Source organism: Staphylococcus sp. 8AQ, assembly GCF_902506595.1.
GTDB classification, from domain to species: Bacteria; Bacillota; Bacilli; order Staphylococcales; family Staphylococcaceae; genus Staphylococcus; species Staphylococcus pasteuri.
The window spans coordinates 1669969-1689550 of record NZ_LR733871.1; the positions used below are offsets into that span (position 1 = coordinate 1669969).

Here is a 19582-nt window from a genome sequence, read left to right on the forward strand (position 1 = left end):
ACATAAAGAAAAGAGATCAGAACATCATAGGAGAATATGCTTATCCTAGATAAAATGTTCTGACCTCAAATGTTAATTAGTCTTCTCGAGACATGCCTTTTAATAAGTTTAGCATGTATGTAAGACTACGATTCATATCATCATCTTTTAATACACCCATTAAGCTTCTAATCGTTGTTTTAGAGTTAGGGCTTGCTTGATTTGCAACATGCATACCTTTATTAAGTTTATTAAGCATTTCACTTAAATCTTTAACATTTAAGTCTCCTAATAAGAATACTAATGATGCCATATTTGAAAGTAATCCTGTATAAATATCTTTATTAAGTTCAACAGCAAATTTATTAATAATTACTTGTCTACCTTTAATACCACCATTTAATGCATCTAATATTTTCGCTTCATCTAATACTTTAACTAAGCGTATGGCTTTTAAGATACTGTCTTTGTTTTCAGATATAGCATCCAATACTTCGTTAAGACTTTCTGCTTTAACTTGTTCGGGTGACTTTTGCATACGTTTGATTTCAGTTATTCTTTCTGCCATTAGTCATTCACCTGATTTCCCGGGAAAACATAGTCCTCACGATCCCATTTTTTATCAACTCTAACACTGTATTGTGGATTACGTTGTTTATCTACACGGAAGTTAGTTGGATTCAATGGTGACTTACCACGTTTAGAAATCACTTCCATGCGAGCGCTAGTTCGTTTATATGATGGTGTATCTGTTTCAGGATCCACATCACTATTCGTAAGTGCATTGATCGCACCCATAGCACCATTTTCAAGGGCGTCATTATTTAATGGAATATAAATTTGTTTGCCGCTCACTCTATCAGTAATATGTGCTAATAAAGTAGCTTCACCTGATTCAGAAATGAATTTTAATTCTGCGCCTTCATGAATACCTCGATCTTTAGCAAGTTCTGGTGAGATTTCAACAAATGCGTTAGGCATTTTATATTTAATCATTTCAGTTTGATACGTCATATTTCCTTCATGGAAATGTTCTAATAATCGACCGTTATTAACGTGAAGGTCATAAACTTCATCTTCTTTAAAGTAATTATCAAACGTTAATGGATAAAGTTTAGCTTTACCATTATCAAAATTAAATCCTTCTAAATAAAGTAACGGTTCATCTGTGCCATCTTCATGAACTGGCCATTGTAAACTATTGAACCCTTCTAAACGCTCATAACTTACACCTGAATATAAAGGTGTTAAACGCGCAATTTCATCCATAATTTCGCTAGGATGTTGATAATTCCAATTAAAACCTAAGCGATTAGCAATAAGTTGGAAAATTTCCCAGTCAGGTTTAGAATCGCCTTTAGGTTCTAAAGCTTTATATAAACGTTGGATACGACGTTCTGTATTTGTGAATGTACCATCTTTTTCTAATGATGGGCTTGCAGGTAGTACAACATCAGCATATGTCGCTGTATATGTTAAAAATTCATCTTGAACTACCATAAAGTCTAATTTTTCGAAAGCTGCTTGAACGAAATTGATATTTGAATCAACGATACCAGTATCTTCACCGTATAAATATAGTGAATTGATTTCACCATTATGAATACCTTCAATCATTTGGTGGTTATCACGACCTGGTTTTTTATTTAATTCTACGCCATATTCTCTTTCGAATTTAGCACGAACATCATCCGCTTCAACACTTTGATAACCTGTAATTTTGTCTGGCATACTACCCATATCACTACAACCTTGAACATTATTATGTCCACGTAATGGATAAGCACCTGTACCTGGTTTACGATAGTTTCCTGTAACTAATAATAAATTAGAAATAGCAGTACTTGAATCACTACCGATATCTTGTTGCGTAATACCCATTGCCCAACAAATAGATACTGATTCAGCTTTGGCTACTTCATTAGCAAATTTAATTAAACGTTCTTTTGGAATACCAGTTGTTTCTTCTGCAAATTCCATAGTGAATGTTGACAATGATTCATAATACTTATCAAAATCATCTACCCATTCATCTAAAAAGTCTTTGTCATGTAAATCATGGTCGATAATATATTTTGTTACTGCACTTAACCAAACTAAGTCAGTTCCTGGTTTAGGTTGGTAGAATTCGTCAGCACGTTCAGCCATTTCATGTTTTCTAATATCAAACACATGAGATTTTTGGCCAAATAGTTTTTGTGCACGTTTCATACGTGACGCGATAACTGGATGTGCCTCGGCAGTATTTGTACCAATAAGTACAGTCATAGCTGCTTTTTCTAAATCTTCAATACTACCAGAATCTCCACCGTGTCCAACAGTTCTAAACAACCCTTTTGTTGCTGGTGCTTGGCAATATCTTGAGCAATTATCAACATTGTTTGTACCAATAACTTGTCGTGATAATTTTTGCATTAAATAAGATTCTTCATTAGTTGCCTTAGACGAAGAAATAAATGCTAAATGATCTGCATCATATTTTTCTTTAATTTTAGTAAAGTTGTCAGCGATTACATTTAACGCTTCATCCCACTCTACTTCATGGAATTGTCCATCTTTACGTACTAAAGGTTTAGTCAAACGTTGATCTGAATTAATATGGCCCCATGAGAATTTACCTTTAACACATGATGCAATTTTATTTGCTGGTGAATCGTGTGAAGGTTGTACTTTTAATACTTCTCTATCTTTAGTCCATACTTCAAATGAACATCCAACACCACAATATGTACATACAGTTTTAGTCTTATTGATACGTTCTTTTCGCATTTCTGCTTCAGAATCTGAAATGGCAAATAATGGGCCATATCCTGGCTCAGCCTTTTTAGTTAAATCAATCATAGCAGCTAATGAACCTGGCTCTGTATCAGTCATATAACCAGCATTACCTTCCATATTGACTTCCATCATTGCATTACATGGACATACTGTTGCACATTGACCACAAGATACACATGAAGATTCATTAATAGGAACATCATTATCCCAAATTACTCTTGGATGTTCTCTGTCCCAATCAATACTAATTGTTTCATTAACTTCTATATCTTGGCATGCCTCTACACAGCGTCCACATAAAATACATTGGTTCGGATCGTAACGATAAAATGGGCCATAATCTTTTTCATATGGCTTTTCTTTATATTCATAAGTTTGATGCTGGAGCCCCCACTCATCCATCGTATTATGAATTTCACAATCACCGTTGTTATAGTCACAAACTGTACAGTACAACATATGTTTTTCTAAAATACGATCTAGTGCTTCTTTTTGAGAAGCTTGAACATGGTCAGTTGTTGTATTAACTGTCATTGGTCTATCGATTGATGTTCCACATGCTCTTTCAATTTTGCCATCTATTTCTACTGTACAAGTATCACATGTTTGAATTGGTCCCATTGATTCGTTATAACAAATCGCTGGTACAAATGTATCTCTTGAACGTATGAATTCTAATAAATTGGTACCTGGTTCAACTAAATAATCAGTTCCGTCAAGGGTAACGATTAAATGTTCTTTCATACTTTCACCCCATTATATATATTTCCGTAATTGCTAACGTCATTTTCTTTTATTCCTATCCAACTACATGCCCCACATATATGAATAGATAGAATCATATTAATTGTATAACTTAAAACATACAATGTTAAGGACTTTTTACATTTTAATATAAAATTAAAGCTTTTGAGAATTGCAAAAAAAGAACAATGGTATTAACTATTAACACCATTGTTCTTTATTAATTGAAATTATGAACTTTTATTACATATTTAGATTTTCTTTTAATAAATTAGCATTTTCTTGAAGAGAGCTATCGCTTGGCACAAAATAATATAATCCATCGTCTTGTATACCACCTTGTCCATCTAGTTGATGACGATTAACTGTATCATTTGCATCTTTATATTTACTTCTAATAGTATTCAGTTCACCTAATGATAAATCTGTCTTCACATTTTTTTGGATTTCATTCATTAAAGATGGGAAGTGTGCAATAGAAGATGCGCTAGTCATTTTATTTGCCATAGCTTCTAATATCAGTTGCTGACGTTCTTGACGTCCGAAGTCACCACCAGCACCTTCTTCTTTACGACTTCGAATAAAGCTCATTGCTTCTTTTCCATTTATGTGTGTTTTCTTTCCTTTTTCAAAATGAACGCCATTAGTTGTAAAAGTATCATTGCTGACAACATCTATACCGCCAAGTGTATCAATCATATCGTGTAATCCATCCATATCAATGGTTGCATAATGATCAATAGGTACATTCATTATTTTTTCTAATGAATTGATAGACATACTAGGCCCACCATAAGCATAAGCGTGCGCTATTTTCTCTGTTGTACCCTTTCCTACAATTTTAGCTTGTGTATCTCTAGGAACACTAACTATTTCAGTTTTTTTCTTTTCTGGGTTAATTGATAATATCATAATCGTATCACTACGAGAGCCGCCACCCTGTGCCTTACGTTCAGCATCTGAATCTACACCAAATAGTGCAATCGTAAATGGATCACCATTTTTTAAATTAACCTTTCCATCTCTCAAGTGAGAATGGTCTCTATCTAAAGGATTATGTATTTTATCGCCAGTGATAAAAATTTTAGCAACGACATAAATCACTGCTACTAAGGCTAAAATAAATAAAATTCCAATAAACCAAACTAAAATTTTTGCGGGTAGACTCATTTTATTTTTTTCTGATCTGCGCACACCCATCACTCCTTTTCCTTAACTGTGTCACATACTACATACCTTAATTATTATATAATAGAAAATTAATTTTACTATACTTCTAAAGTCTTATTATACAAAAATTAATTTAAAAGAATAATCTAAGTGTCAAATATGGACATCATATAGTGATGAGGCAATATATTTATAATATTACTTTCTGTATCCAGAACCACTATTCAAAATTTCAAGGACTTCTTTATAACATCCTTCATTACTTATAATAAATGGCGCTGCAGTTGATAAGTCTATTTGTTTGCCATCCAATGAACTCATTTTTAAACCAAGTTCTTTTGCAAATAAGAATTGAGCTGCGATATCCCAAGGTTTAGGATTAGTATTGATATGTGCACCAAATTGACCTTTAATCACTCTTAATGAATCTAAACCACATGATCCTATAATTCTATGTCCAAAGGATGCCTCATATAATTCATGCATTGTTTCATCATTCAACACTTGTGTATTAAATGATATAATGGCATCTTTTATATCTATAATTGGCGGGGCTAATAATATTTGGTTATTATCATATGCACCTTTATTTTCAATCGCTTTATATAAATGTCCATGTGGATAATCATAGATATATGATAATTTAGGTTCTCCATCTACGAAATAACCCAGAATTATACAATAATCTTCTTGCTGTTTAACTAAATTCGCTGTACCATCTATAGGATCCATAATCCATACATGGCCTTGCCTAGGATCAATCCCTTCATTGCTCTTTTCTTCAGCAAATAATTGATGATCTGGTAAGTGGTTACTTAAAAATTGTTGAAATTCATTTTGGATTTGCTGATCAACATTCGTCACTAAATCAAATCGATTTAATTTTGTTTCAGTATGCATATCAAAAATTAATTTAGGGATAATATTGTCTATATTTTCTAACCATTCTGTAACCATTTGATCTATATCATTTAGTTGATAATTAGTCATCTATAACACCTCTTTATTTTTTTTCTATTTATCATTGTATGTTCAAATTTTATTTAAAAACTATAATTCATTAAAATCTACTCTAACACAGTCATAATATATTGTACTTAAAAATTTTAGCCCTACATTAACATTATTGACATAAAAAAATCGGCTAGTCTTATGCTAGCCGACAAATAGAAAGGAAAGTAAGTAATAAATATTGAAGATGTTTTAGTGTAACTCGAACGATTATCAGCTACCTGTTATATAGCTCTACCCCTTTGTTAATCGCTCCCCCTGTTACAAATAATATATTAACATAAACTTTTTTTGTTTGTAAGCGTTTTCTAAAATTTTTTTGGGATATTTTTCACTTTTTATTTCTAAAATAAGCTACAAATGTCATCATTGTCGCTTATATGATATAATTATTGTAATATGTAATGTTTATTGGAGGTGACTTTCATTGAATAAATTAGAACGTCAAAATCGACTGATACAAGAAATTCAGCAAAGTAATAAGATTACTGCTTCTGAATTAGCAAAAAGATTTAAAGTTTCAAAACGTACAATTCTTAGAGATATTGATGATTTAGAAAATCAAGGTGTACAAATACATGCATCACATGGCAGTCAAGGCGGCTATAAAATTCAAGAATCACAATCAAAAATCGCGCTAACTTTAACAGATGCTCAACTTTCTGCATTATTTCTTACTTTAAATGAAAGTCAATCTTATTCAACTTTGCCCTATGCGAAAGAAATTCAGGCTATTTTGAAACAATGTTTAAGTTTACCGCAAACACGTATACGCAAATTATTAAAAAAGATGGACTATTATATAAAATTTGAAGACACTACTCAGGTTACATTACCCAATATTTTTTCTGATATTTTAATATACTGTTCTGAGCGTAAAGTGATGCTAGTAGATTTTTACGAAGAAGATCGAACTGTTGCTGAAAATGTAATCTTTATTGGATTGTTGTGTAAAGATGGTCAATGGCATGCTATCGTATTCGAAATTGGCTTAGGTTCCACTAGAGAACTTTTAATAAGAGATATACAAGACATTTCTTATTCATTCGAAAAAACAATTAAAACACAAGATATAACAATTGATAACTATCAGCAATTTTTATCAGACACCACCAGAAATATAAAGAACCACTCCTAATTCATTAGGCTAGTGGTTCTTATGCACTAGCTATAGCTAGTGTAATCCTTTATTTCACTCCTAATTCATTAGAGGTACTTGCACTTTAGTGCGTAGTAACTCTTATGCATGAACTCTTTAGTTCATGCGAACCTTTTGTTCTTAATAGCTTTTTGCTATTAAGTAAGTCATACTAATTTGTTACACAAAAAGTATGACTTTAAATGATTTCTATAACTATCTCACTAGGCGACAATATACATATAGCCTGTGACATCTTTTATGTCACAGGCTATACTTCGTTTTTCTAATAAACAATAAATAGCGTCCATATAAATGATATGAGGTTATTTAATATGTGAATGGTAATTGAGGACGCTAAATTTCTTTTAGCTTTTAAATAACTAACCACCAATATAATTGCTAATATAAAGTATGCCCCAAATTCAAATGGTGATTTCGCACCACTAACATGTATTAAAGTAAACGTTACTGCTGAAATAATCCCCATAAAAATAAAATTAAACTTCTTACCTAACTCTCCGATAAGAATATGTCTAAACACCAATTCTTCAACAATAGGTGCAACAATGACAATTAAAAGAAACGCTATAGGTAAAAATAAAGGTATTTTGAATAATTGATCAAGTGCTAATTCATTTTGCGTTTCACTATACTGTAATGACTTCGGTAAAAATTGCATCAACCACTCATAAAGCGATGATGCCCCAAGTGCTATAAGCAACATGGCAATTAATAATATCCAATGCTTTTTTACATAATTAATTCCATTATTAAATCTTTTGGAAAATGATTTTAAATGCATTAGGTAAAAACTTAAAATTGCAATAATATAACTCATCACTTGTGCAACAGTCGCCATCATTGACTGCATTAATTTATCTGGGTGAGTATAATGTATATTTAATATCCCAAAACCTACCATAGAAAATATTATCAAACCAATGAAGATAATTGGTATTAATAACAAATCTCTCCACGCAATATCTTTAAAACGATACCCTTTGTTCGAAAGTTTCATATTATGTATCCTTTCTTTTTATCATTATATCTAAACGGAGGCTTTATGAATTCACAAGAAACATTTACCCACATAGAATTAAAATTAACTCAACTCATTATGATAACTGAAAAATTAAAGTATTATATACTTTTTAATCATAACAAATTCGAGACTACATTAAACGAATTTACCACTTTACTCATTGAAGAATCTCACTGGATGAACTCACAATTATCAGATCAATTTAAACCTACTGATCCAAATTTAAACAATTATAAAAACTTAATCACCTTTCTCAACGAACATCCTTTTAACATTACAAAAAATGGAGACAGTTGCCAAACCATCAATTATTATCAATTAATGATTTTCGACAGTTTAACTTATTATAAATCTTATACCAATTAAAAAACTTCTTTCTCTACAATATTTAATGAATACACATTAATCTCTAAACAACTATTTATTTTAATTTTTATTGTTTTTTAATTTTTTTGTAAAAATTTTATACTTTATTCTAATATGCAAATTGTAAATTAATAATATTAGCGTTATAATCGGATATGATTAAGCAATTATTTGAGGAGGATGATCATGCTTGGTTTCTCGGTATCTATAGGACATAGATTGAATGAATCTTATATTCTATCAATGGTATCTCAGGGATACGATACCATTTTTACTTCCCTTCAAATACCAGAAGAAGATGATCAATTTAAACTGTCGCATTTGGGAGAATTGTGCCAGTTATTATCGCAATATTCAATCACTTTTATTATTGATGTAAATCCTTCTTTACTTAATCACCACTTTTACAGTTTATTAGATCAATTCTCAAACGGGGAATTTGTTATTAGAATTGATGATCAACTTAATGTGAATCTTATCCTTGATATTCAAAAAAGAGGATATCAATGTTGTATTAATGCTAGTACAATAACGCATCATATATTATCTACTATTTATAGTAATCCAAATATTCGAACACTTATTTATTGTCATAATTATTATCCTAGACCTGATACAGGATTAAGTTTGTCATCACTTCAACAGCAAAATAATCTTATTCATTTGTTCGATCCAAATGCTAAGATATTTGCCTTTATTCCTGGAACAAACTTAAGAGGTCCTCTATACAAAGGCTTACCTACAATAGAAAATCATAGGCATGAACATGCTTTTCAAGCTGTACATGAACTACAACTAACTGGTATTAATACTATCGTTATAGCTGACAATGGTTTGGAAATCAATTTAGCTAAACAACTTTATCAAATATTTGTTCAACATCACTTTGTATTGCATATCAATAATGTCGAAAATAATGATAATCATTTATTAAATCTATTATATGCAAAACACCATGTAAGAATTGATTCGCCCGAACATGTCTTACGTTCTCAAACATCTAGATTAATGGTGAATCAGAAAATTACACCTATTGGTATCGAACAACGTTTGCCTGGAGATATTACTATCGATAACCACCTCAATGGTCGTTATGAAGGTGAACTTCAAATTATTAAAACATCTCTTCCAGGACATTCAAATATCAATCGTCTTGCACGTATTTGTAAACAAGATCTTCCTTTTCTTAAGATCATGCAGCCAGGCGATACTTTTGAATTTATATGTTTAAAGGAGACATAAGCATTGAATGATTTAACAACTGAATCACGTAACGCACAAACAATGCATTTAGATGAAATGTCAATTCAAGATGCACTTAAAACAATGAATCAAGAGGATCAATTAGTTCCTAAAGCTATAGAATCTATTATTCCAAAGTTAACAAACGTTATTAATGAGTCAATTGCAAAATTTAGTCAGCACGGTAGATTGATATACATTGGTGCAGGAACAAGCGGTAGATTAGGTGTACTAGATGCTGCTGAATGTGTACCCACTTTTAACACTTCACCAAATGAAGTAATAGGTATTATTGCTGGAGGCCCTAAAGCGATGACAAAAGCTGTTGAAGGTGCCGAAGATAATGAAGCGCTAGGTCAAAAAGATTTAGAGAATATTGGTTTAACTGAAAATGATATGGTTATAGGTATTTCTGCAAGTGGGCGCACACCTTATGTTAAAGGTGCTTTAACTTATGCTAACAAAGTGGGTGCTACTAGTGTTTCAATCTCATGTAATACAGACAGTAAAATGAGTAAAGTAGCGCAATATGCATTAGAAATACCTGTAGGTCCGGAAGTACTAACAGGATCAACACGTTTAAAATCAGGAACGGCACAAAAACTCGTTCTCAATATGATTTCTACAATGACAATGATAGGTGTTGGCAAAGTTTATGATAATTTAATGGTAGATTTAAAACCAACCAATCAGAAATTAATTCACCGTTCAATACGCATCATTAAAGAAATATGTGATTTAAATGACGAAGAAGCAAAGTTACTCTATGAAAAAGCCGATAAAGATATTAAAACTGCAATTGTCATGAATTTAAGTGACATAACCAAAGATGAAGCACAACAAAAATTACTACAACATAATGGAGTGATTAAGCAAGCCATCAAAGGTTAAAGGAGGCTAATTCCATGAGTAAAGAAGAACGACTTGCTCAAGAAATTATAAAAGCTGTAGGTGGCATCGAAAATATACAGCGAATAATGCATTGTATGACTAGAGTTCGATTAACTATCAATGATTCAAGTATTGTAAATTACGATAAACTACATCAAATTGAAGGTGTCATGGGGATTGTCGAAGATGATCATCTTCAAATTATTGTTGGTCCAGGTATTGTTAATAAGGTCGCTAATAAAATGGCTGAATACAGTCATGTACCATTGGGTGAAGACATCAATCATTCTGAAAATCAAAGCTATAAATCACAAGCTGAACAACTTGCTAACGAAAATAAAAAGCATTATCAAAATTCAAGAAAGCAAAGTAAATGGCAACGTATTTTAAAGTCCATTTCTAACATCTTTATCCCCTTAATTCCGGCATTTATAGGGGCAGGTTTAATCGGTGGTATAGCTGCAGTATTAAACAATATGTTAACTGCGCACATGATATCTGGAGATTTCATGAAACAACTTGTTACCGTATTAAATGTTATTAAAGACGGTATGTTAGCTTACTTAGCCATTTTCACTGGGATTAATAGCGCTAAAGTATTCGGTGCTACACCAGGTTTAGGTGGAGTTATAGGAGGTACAACATTATTAACAGGTCTAACCGATGAAAATCCTATAAAAAATATTTTCACAGGAGAACCTCTTGTTGCTGGTCAAGGTGGAATTATAGGTGTTATATTTGCCGTTTGGATCTTAAGTATCATTGAGAAGAAACTACATAAATCAGTACCAGAATCAATAGATATTATTATCACACCCACCCTATCACTACTTACCATTGGTTTATTGACGATATTTATAATCATGCCAATTGCTGGTTTTATATCAGATGGTTTAGTGCATGTTGTGAATTGGGTGATTGACGTTGGTGGTATCTTTAGCGGATTTATTATTGGTGCCTTTTTCCTTCCATTAGTCATGTTAGGACTTCATCACGTTTTTACACCAATCCATATCGAGCTTATTAATAGTACTGGCGCAACCTATTTACTACCTATCGCTGCAATGTCTGGTGCTGGTCAAGTTGGTGCTGCCCTTGCTTTATGGGTACGCTGTCGTCATAATCAACCACTTAGAAATACTTTAAAAGGCGCATTACCCGTAGGTTTCTTAGGTATAGGGGAACCATTGATTTATGGTGTAACGTTGCCACTCGGTAGACCTTTTTTCACTGCATGTCTTGGTGGCGGTATTGGCGGTGCTGTTATTGGAGGAATTGGTCATATAGGCGCTAAAGCTGTTGGACCTAGTGGCTTATCTTTATTACCTTTAATCTCAGACAATATGTATCTAGGTTATATTGCTGGTTTAATTTCAGCATATATAGGTGGCTTTATCATGACATTTTTATTTGGAACTACAAAAAAAATGAGAAACTCTAACAAACTGGGTGATTAAAATGACGAACATTTTATATGAAATAGATAACCAGTATCCCTATTTAACAAAAAACGAGAAAAAAATAGCAAATTATATTCAAAATGCACCACACGAAGTCATAAAGATGAATTCTCAAGATCTTGCACAAGAACTTGATACGAGTCCATCATCTATTATCCGATTTAGTAAAAAATTGGTAGATGGTGGTTTTCAAGAATTAAAAATCGAACTATCAAAGTACATGCCTAAAGAAACAACTGTTTATAATGTTGAATTAGTTGATAATGAAAGCACCTCATCACTTAAAAAGAAGATGCTTGCTCGTGCAAATGGTGCATTAACTAAAGCAAATAATAATCTGAACGATAAAACCGTAGATCTCATTTGCGATCAATTCAAACATTCTAATAGAATATTCATTTATGGATATGGTGCATCTTTTGTCGTAGCGACCGACTTATATCAAAAGCTTTCACGGATTGGTATGAATGCACAACTTGCACAAGAAACACATATTTTCACTACGATGCTTGCTTCTTGTGATAGTCGAGATTGCGTTATTTTTATCACAAACAATGGAACACAAAGTGAAATGCAATCTATTGCTAAAGTAGTTGAAGATTATCATATTCCAATTGTGACAATAACTAGTTCACCCAACAATACCATTTCTCAAATGTCAGATATCGTACTAGATTATGGTGAAACTGATGAAAATGAAATGCGCATGGGCGCTACAACATCTTTACTAGCACAAATGTTTACGATTGATGTTCTTTATTATCGATATATTGCTTTAAACTATCAATCTTCTTTAGACTTTATTACACAATCTAAAATGGCATTAGATAATTATAGAAAGCATCTTTCTAATATTGACTTTAAGCATTAATTAAATAGGATTAAGTTTAGACTAAATTATTGTCTAAGCTCAATCCTATTGTTAATTATATACATTTCAAATATAGAAAAGCAGCACTAACGCAAGTTTAATGACGTTAATGCTGCTTTTTAAATTGATTTTATTTTAATGTATTATCTTTTTTTAACTTTTTCTCTGCTTTATTATATCTAATAAAGTAATAAATAGTTACAGCAGTTAAGAATACGATACCAATTACTACTGATACTACAGTTTCTTTATTAAATAACATACCGATTAAAACAATAATTAGAAACGCTATTGTTAAGTAACTTGCAACTATACCACCTGGCATTTTAAATGGATGGTTTTTAGTTTCACCAGGATGTAATTTTCTAAAACGAATATGACTGATTAAAATCATAAACCAAGGAATCATACCAGGTAAAATTGAAGCACTATACACATATACAAATATACTATCTGCACCTTTAATAAACAGTGGTAAAATAACGTTTAATAAAGCTCCAATTAAGATTCCTATAGAAATTGCTAATACCGTATAAATTGGTACACCATTTTTCATAACTTTAGTAAAAATCTTAGGTAGTTGACCTTTACGTGCTAATGTATAAATCATACGACTCGCACTAAAGATTCCTGAGTTACAACCAGACATTGCTGCTGTTAATACTACAAAGTTAATTAAACCAGCTGCGAATGTGATACCGACTTTAGCAAATGTTGCTACAAACGGACTTCCGATGCTTCCTAACTCATCCCATGGATAAACTGTAACGATAACAAAGATGGCACCAAGATAAAAAATAAGTATACGCCAGATAACACCGTTAACTGCTTTTACAATATTTTTATGTGGATCTTTAGTTTCACCTGCTGAAATACCAATTAATTCAACACCTTGATATGAACCTATAACGATTGATAGTGCAAAGAAGAAACCGACTATACCATTTGGCATAAATCCACCATGTGACCATAAATTAGAAAAACCAACTGGATGTCCACCATTACCTAAGCCAAATAATATTAAACCAAAACCTGCTATAATCATTAAAACAATTGTTATAACTTTAATTAAAGCGAACCAAAATTCAAATTCTCCAAAGGCTTTTACTGATACTAAGTTAGCAGCTGCTAATAATAAAATAGCTATAACCCCTGGAATCCATTGAGGTAAATTCGGGAACCAATAATTCATATATTCTCCGACAGCTATAACTTCACTCATACCTACGACTACCCACTGGAATATATTACTCCATGCTGTCATATATCCAGCTGCTGGGTGTATGTAATCACTAGCAAATGTAGCAAAAGAACCAGTTGTTGGATTAATATAAATCATTTCTCCCATAGCACGCATGATTAAAAATAAAAATATACCCGCAATTAAATACGCAAATATTACTGACGGTCCTGTCCATTTGATTGTACTTGTTGCTCCCATAAACAAGCCAACACCAATCGTACCGCCTAGTGCAATCATCTGCATTTGACGTGTACTTAATCCCCTTTGTAATTCGTTATTCTCCATGTTAATAACACACCTCTTTTTTACTAGGATAAAATAATAATAAACTTATTGACGCAATTATACTATAAAATGACAAAATTGAAACAATATTTTAACAATTTATTGAAATCGCTTACAAAACTATTATGACAGTCTTTTGCAAACCCGCAATTTTACTGGATTTGCAATAATTAATTAATTTCAACTTTTTTGAAAATTTCTTTAAAGAGATTTACTTTATGGTTCATTTTAGGTTTATGATATACTTTTCATATATTTATTAAGGAGTACATTATGAGTAAAACATTAATTCAAAAAGCATTAAAAATATCAGTCATATTTTTAATTATCTTTTTCTTACTCAATTATTTTTCTGTTAAAAACCCAAATCTACTACCATTAATTGGTAAGTCACTACTGGCAGCAATTGTTTTCTTTATCATATATGTAGTTGCGTTTACCATTTTAAATTCTCCTGAGAGAAAAATGAAATTTGGAACTACTTTGCCAATAGCCATTATTATTGGATTAATTATTGGTGCCATGATTTCACATATAAAAATAGGCGTTTTAATAGGGATTATAGTGGGTATCATCGCAGGATTTATTTGGGAATATATTGAAAATAGGAACGGAGGACAAAGTTAATGTCTGTCATTATTGGCGTAATTATTCTTATCTTATTAATTATTAGTTTAATACCAAATTATAACGCTTTAAAATTAGCTAAGTCTCAAGGACAAAAAACCACTCGTTTTGCTATTATGGTTGGTATTGATGCGATATTAATTGTATTGATTCTAGTTACCTTGTTATTAAAAATTATGTAAATGAAATATTTTAATCAGTAAAAATCCGCTTCAAACTGAGTAAGATCTACTCATAATTGAAGCGGATTTTTTATAATCTACCTTGTAATAATAAGAAATATCCAATTGTCGCTAATATTAAATATATCATCGTACCAACAAGAAAAGATCGCACATGTATGTGTAAAGGAATACGTTTATTAAACATAGGACCTAATATCAAGTTTCCAATACCGATAATGATAGGTCCAGCTATGAAAAACAGGATAGTATAAAACATACCATACCTCCTATTTACGACTAAAGAAGCGCTGAACAATATTATCGAAATCAATATCTTTAGCTACATAATTAACAGTAGAAAAGTCTTGTTCTTCAGTCATAACATTTGTATTTACAATAACATCCAAACCGGCACTATTTGCAGCCGTTGCACCATTTACTGAATCCTCAATCGCTAAGCAGTTTGTCGGATTATAATTTAGTTGTTGTACTGCTGTTAAATAAGGTTCCGGATTGGGCTTAACATTTTCAACATCTTCTCTACCTACTATCACTTCTATATATTTATCTAAACCTAGTTTATGAAATGTAGGTAATATATCTTCTCTATGACTACTAGTCGCAATTGCCATCGGTATATGGCGTTGCTTTAAATATTCCATTAATTGTTGAATCGTTTCTATTATTGGTAAATGTCCACTTGTATCATTATGTTCTTTATAAATAGCTGCTTTTTTCTCTGGGCCAATAAGTGCTTCAAGATAATTATGAAGTTCAGTTGCTGCCCCACCTATTGATCTTCTATAAAATTCTAAAGTAATTGGTGATTCATTATGTTTAGTTAAATGTTTATTAATGATATCAAAAAGATGTTTTTCTGTATCGATTATAGTTCCATCAAAATCAAAAACAACTGCTCTATACATATGCGTACTCCTTTATCTTTTTATAATAAAAATTAAATCTCAATGTCTCATATTTTAACATAATCTAGATACTATCTTAGTTAAAAATGGGATTTAATCTTCAGATAAATGAGTCAATTAAATATCTTTACTTCTAGAAGACCAATATTTTGCAAGAATAGGTCCTGAAATATTATGAACTAAGCTAAATACAGCGCCTGGCACAGCAGCTAAAGGACTAAAATGAACTGTTGCAAGTGATACTGCTAAACCAGAATTTTGCATACCTACTTCTATCGCTACGGCTTTTTTATCTTTATAATCCATTCGGAATACTTTAGCTAATACATAACCGATTGTATAACCAAGAATATTGTGTAAGATAACAACTACAAAAATTAACAATCCTGTTTTCAAAATTTGTGTTTTACTACCTGCGACTACAGCTGCCAAAATAAGAGAAATGGCAATAACAGAAATTAATGGTAATGCTGTAGCTGTCTTTTGAGCAAAACGTCTTGCTACCTTTTGGAATACAAATCCTATAATAATTGGAATCAATACTACTTGAACGACTGACCATAACATACTGGCAAATGAGACCTTCAACCATTCATGTGCAAAAATATAGATTAATGCTGGTGTAACAAAAGGCGCAATTAAAGTTGATACACTCGTTATCGCTACAGATAATGCTACATTTGCTTTAGCTAAATAACTCATTACATTACTAGATGTTCCACCTGGACAGCATCCAACTAAAATCACACCTATGGCAATTTCAGGAGGTAATTGAAAGCCTTTAGCAATAAGAAATGCTAAGGTAGGCATAATCGTAAACTGTAAAATAACGCCAATAATGACAGGTTTTGGTGATTGTAAAACAATTTTAAAGTCTTTAGGATCTATAGTCATCCCCATTCCTAACATAACAATCCCAAGCAAGTATGGTACGAAACCACCTAATATTGAGATGTGTGAAGGAAAAATAAATCCAAGCACAGCAGCAAATAACATCCAAAATATAAATGTTTTTGTCGCAAATTGACTGATTCGATTTAACATATAAACACACCCTTAATAGTTAATAATGACAAATATTATCATAACTATTTATAATGGACAATGTTATTTTCAGAATTTTCTTATATTTTAAGTTATTTACGGTCCCTGTAATTAGATTTTAATAAAGTCCTTTAATCCATGATACTCATAGTATTGGCTAATGAAATATTCTTTTTTACTAGTCTTCATTCAAAAGTCCTAGTGAATATCAAAAAGAAGCATGGTACAATCATTTTAAAGCAACAAAAACTATTACCCTACTTAACAATAAATTTCTTAACCATGAATGTTAGCAATCGGGAGGCATAACATGTTGATAGACAAATTTGAAACTTACATTATAAATATCGCAGATTTAAAATCTCGATCATCTCGCAAATCATTATCAAAGCTATGTAAGCAGATTAAATTTTGCGAATCCTTTCAATATCAAATATTTAAACAACAAGGTATGTATGCTTTAGAAGTGAGCTTACCAAAACAACAATTACCTTATTTTATTAGCTTTTTAAGTTTTCATAATTTCACTATTTATCAAATATTATCACCAAAACAACTTGATGAACTACTTGATTCAGATCATTTATATCAATCAGCTAAACGATTTGAACTATCTATTGACGGATTACAAGATGCTTTTATTAAAGACAAAGTGATAGATATAATGAATATGTTTATGAATCATTATGATATTAGTTATACATTAAATAAAAATTGTGCAAGTATCATTTGTCCACCTGAAGTTTTTTCTAAATTATTACATACAGTAGCAACACGTAATATAGATATCCTATCAGCTGGTTATAAATCTAAAATGATTCATAAAGCTAGAATTTCCTAATTCAATTAACTATAAAAGGGATTCCAAAACGATATATTTTGGAATCCCTTATTTTTATTTATTATTTATCATTTTCATCATAAACCAGATGTTCAAACGATTCTCTAACCTGTGGTACAGACATTCCTACTACCACTTGAACACTTTTACCACTTTTAACTAGACCGTGAGCCATTTGATTATGTGTAAAATAACTACTATCTTCTACTTTATTTTCATCTTTCACAGTTAAACGTAATCGAGTTGTACAGTTAGTCACATCTTTAATGTTCTCTTTACCGCCTAAACCATCTAAATAATATGCTGCTTTATCATCATACTCATTTCCAGTTGACGTATGTTTTGTAGCATCTTCTTGTCCTTTTTTCTCTTTATAATCTTGTTTAGAGAATAGTTTAACTTCTTCTTCATTTTTGCGTCGTCCAGGTAATGGAATATCAAATTTTAATATTAAGAATCTGAATAAAACATAATATATACCTACGAATATAAGTCCTATTACCACTTGAATCACATACGTCATCCAGTGTTCTTTACCAAGTGGTATCCAGTTAGTAGCTAAGAAATCTAGGACGCCACCACCCATATTACCAACTAAACCGAAACCGTACATAATTGTATCCATTGTTGCAGCTAACAATGCGTGTAATACGAATAAGAATGGTGCGATAAATAAGAATGTAAATTCTAAAGGTTCAGTAATACCTGCTACAACAGCTGTTAATGTTGCAGGTATTAATAAAGCTGCTACTTTTTTACGGTTTTCTTTAGGTGTTGTTGAATACATAGCTAATGCAATACCTAAACAACCAAATACTTTACCATTTCCTTGTAGCATAAAGCCATATGGAAATTGTTCTTTTAATGGTTTACTGCTTTCGGCAAATTGATTTAAATGTTGTAACCATTCCGCTTTAAGTCCATGATTCACGACTACTGGTCCAACTTCAATTGGTGCATAAATAAAGTGATGTAAGCCAGTAGGTATTAATACCCTTTCTAAGAAGTGGTATAACCATACTCCTACATAGCCTGAACCAATAATAAAATGTTGGATAGATGCAATACCATTTTGAATAGTTGGCCATACTACGCAAGTAATTGCAGCAACAGGTAACATCACAAAGAAAGAAATCGTTACTACAAATGTTAGACCTTGGAACACACCTAACATTTCTGGTAAACGTTTACTATAGTAGCGATTATGTATCCAAGTAATGATCCCTGAAATGATAATACCACCTAAAATATTAGTATCTAATGTCTCGATACCCGCTATTGCTTTTAATCCAGTAACATTTTCAACGCCTTTTTCCAAGTTAGCACCAAATTTATGTGGCCACTGAGTTAATATCGCATTGATAAATGTGTTAAACATTAAATAGCCCATCAATGCTGCTAGTGCGGCATGACCTGGTGCTTTTTTAGCTAATGATAGTGGTAATCCTACTACAAATACGATTTCCATATGATTGAAAATAACCCAACCACCGGATTCTATCACTGACCAAAATTTAAACCAAAATGTATGTTGATCTGCTAAACCACCCATTATGGTAGGATTTTTAAATAAAGTTGCAAATCCAAGGACAATACCAAAGAAAGCAAACATTAATACCGGCACAATCATTGCGCTACCAAATCGTTTGATTGCATTCATTATAATAACCTCCACATCTCAATATCGTTTTATTCGTGTCAAACCTCGGATTTATAAACAAGGTGTCACCGAAATATCTTATATCTAATATATAGTA

The 19582-nt window shown here is 31.7% G+C and carries 19 protein-coding genes; 9 read left to right on the forward strand and 10 right to left on the reverse strand.

Annotation, left to right across the window (positions count from 1 at the left end):
- Positions 1–76 precede the first annotated feature (76 nt).
- From GVY01_RS08385 to GVY01_RS08400, 4 genes are all read right to left on the reverse strand, one after another.
- Positions 77–547 carry a DUF1641 domain-containing protein gene (locus GVY01_RS08385; protein ID WP_017636452.1) on the reverse strand — a complete coding sequence of 157 codons (471 nt, stop codon included), beginning with the start codon at positions 545–547 and terminating at the stop codon, positions 77–79.
- Complete coding sequence (fdhF, locus tag GVY01_RS08390; protein WP_017636453.1) at positions 547–3501, reverse strand: formate dehydrogenase subunit alpha; 2955 nt, start codon at positions 3499–3501, stop codon at positions 547–549. Before fdhF ends, GVY01_RS08385 begins: the two co-directional genes overlap by 1 nt.
- Positions 3502–3744: 243 nt before the next feature.
- Complete coding sequence (locus GVY01_RS08395; protein WP_017636454.1) at positions 3745–4695, reverse strand: LCP family glycopolymer transferase; 951 nt, start codon at positions 4693–4695, stop codon at positions 3745–3747.
- A gap of 174 nt (positions 4696–4869) precedes the next feature.
- Positions 4870–5661 carry an inositol monophosphatase family protein gene (locus GVY01_RS08400; RefSeq protein WP_108017125.1) on the reverse strand — a complete coding sequence of 264 codons (792 nt, stop codon included), beginning with the start codon at positions 5659–5661 and terminating at the stop codon, positions 4870–4872.
- Positions 5662–6109: 448 nt separating this feature from the next.
- On the opposite strand from GVY01_RS08400, the gene GVY01_RS08405 reads away from it, so the two are divergent.
- Positions 6110–6820, forward strand: coding sequence for a helix-turn-helix transcriptional regulator (locus GVY01_RS08405; protein WP_017636456.1), 711 nt, complete (start codon positions 6110–6112; stop codon positions 6818–6820).
- Positions 6821–7106: 286 nt separating this feature from the next.
- Here the strand turns inward: GVY01_RS08405 and GVY01_RS08410 are convergent, their stop codons facing one another.
- Entirely contained in the window at positions 7107–7841 is a 735-nt protein-coding gene (locus GVY01_RS08410) for a CPBP family intramembrane glutamic endopeptidase (protein ID WP_017636457.1), read from the reverse strand.
- Between the two features lie 45 nt (positions 7842–7886).
- Between GVY01_RS08410 and GVY01_RS08415 the strand changes: the two genes are divergently transcribed.
- From GVY01_RS08415 to GVY01_RS08435, 5 genes are all read left to right on the forward strand, one after another.
- Entirely contained in the window at positions 7887–8231 is a 345-nt protein-coding gene (locus GVY01_RS08415) for a hypothetical protein (protein WP_017636458.1), read from the forward strand.
- 186 nt (positions 8232–8417) lie between these two features.
- Complete coding sequence (locus GVY01_RS08420) at positions 8418–9473, forward strand: MupG family TIM beta-alpha barrel fold protein (RefSeq protein ID WP_017636459.1); 1056 nt, start codon at positions 8418–8420, stop codon at positions 9471–9473.
- A 3-nt stretch (positions 9474–9476) separates the two neighbouring features.
- On the forward strand, positions 9477–10364 hold the full coding sequence (gene murQ / locus GVY01_RS08425; protein WP_017636460.1) for an N-acetylmuramic acid 6-phosphate etherase: 888 nt from the start codon (positions 9477–9479) through the stop codon (positions 10362–10364).
- A gap of 14 nt (positions 10365–10378) precedes the next feature.
- Positions 10379–11821, forward strand: coding sequence for a PTS transporter subunit EIIC (locus GVY01_RS08430; protein ID WP_017636461.1), 1443 nt, complete (start codon positions 10379–10381; stop codon positions 11819–11821).
- A 1-nt stretch (position 11822) separates the two neighbouring features.
- Complete coding sequence (locus tag GVY01_RS08435; protein WP_017636462.1) at positions 11823–12695, forward strand: MurR/RpiR family transcriptional regulator; 873 nt, start codon at positions 11823–11825, stop codon at positions 12693–12695.
- A 130-nt stretch (positions 12696–12825) separates the two neighbouring features.
- Here the strand turns inward: GVY01_RS08435 and GVY01_RS08440 are convergent, their stop codons facing one another.
- Entirely contained in the window at positions 12826–14223 is a 1398-nt protein-coding gene (locus GVY01_RS08440) for an amino acid permease (protein WP_159333714.1), read from the reverse strand.
- Positions 14224–14496: 273 nt separating this feature from the next.
- Here GVY01_RS08440 and GVY01_RS08445 point away from each other — a divergent pair, with 273 nt between their 5' ends.
- Together GVY01_RS08445 and GVY01_RS08450 are read left to right on the forward strand one after the other, a co-directional pair.
- A complete protein-coding gene (locus GVY01_RS08445) occupies positions 14497–14850 on the forward strand; it encodes a hypothetical protein (protein WP_017636464.1) in 354 nt (117 codons plus the stop codon).
- Positions 14850–15032 (forward strand): hypothetical protein, encoded by a 183-nt coding sequence (locus GVY01_RS08450; protein ID WP_017636465.1) that lies wholly within the window; start codon positions 14850–14852, stop codon positions 15030–15032. Before GVY01_RS08445 ends, GVY01_RS08450 begins: the two co-directional genes overlap by 1 nt.
- Positions 15033–15102: 70 nt before the next feature.
- Here the strand turns inward: GVY01_RS08450 and GVY01_RS08455 are convergent, their stop codons facing one another.
- From GVY01_RS08455 to GVY01_RS08465, 3 genes are all read right to left on the reverse strand, one after another.
- Positions 15103–15291: a hypothetical protein gene (locus GVY01_RS08455; protein WP_017636466.1), complete on the reverse strand. Its 189-nt coding sequence runs from the start codon at positions 15289–15291 to the stop codon at positions 15103–15105.
- A gap of 10 nt (positions 15292–15301) precedes the next feature.
- Entirely contained in the window at positions 15302–15940 is a 639-nt protein-coding gene (locus GVY01_RS08460; protein ID WP_017636467.1) for an HAD family hydrolase, read from the reverse strand.
- A gap of 117 nt (positions 15941–16057) precedes the next feature.
- Entirely contained in the window at positions 16058–16984 is a 927-nt protein-coding gene (locus tag GVY01_RS08465; protein ID WP_017636468.1) for a bile acid:sodium symporter family protein, read from the reverse strand.
- Positions 16985–17294: 310 nt separating this feature from the next.
- Here GVY01_RS08465 and GVY01_RS08470 point away from each other — a divergent pair, with 310 nt between their 5' ends.
- On the forward strand, positions 17295–17825 hold the full coding sequence (locus GVY01_RS08470; protein WP_017636469.1) for a hypothetical protein: 531 nt from the start codon (positions 17295–17297) through the stop codon (positions 17823–17825).
- A gap of 61 nt (positions 17826–17886) precedes the next feature.
- Here GVY01_RS08470 and GVY01_RS08475 read toward each other — a convergent pair whose 3' ends face one another.
- Positions 17887–19485 (reverse strand): alpha-glucoside-specific PTS transporter subunit IIBC, encoded by a 1599-nt coding sequence (locus tag GVY01_RS08475; protein WP_159333716.1) that lies wholly within the window; start codon positions 19483–19485, stop codon positions 17887–17889.
- Positions 19486–19582: the final 97 nt, after the last annotated feature.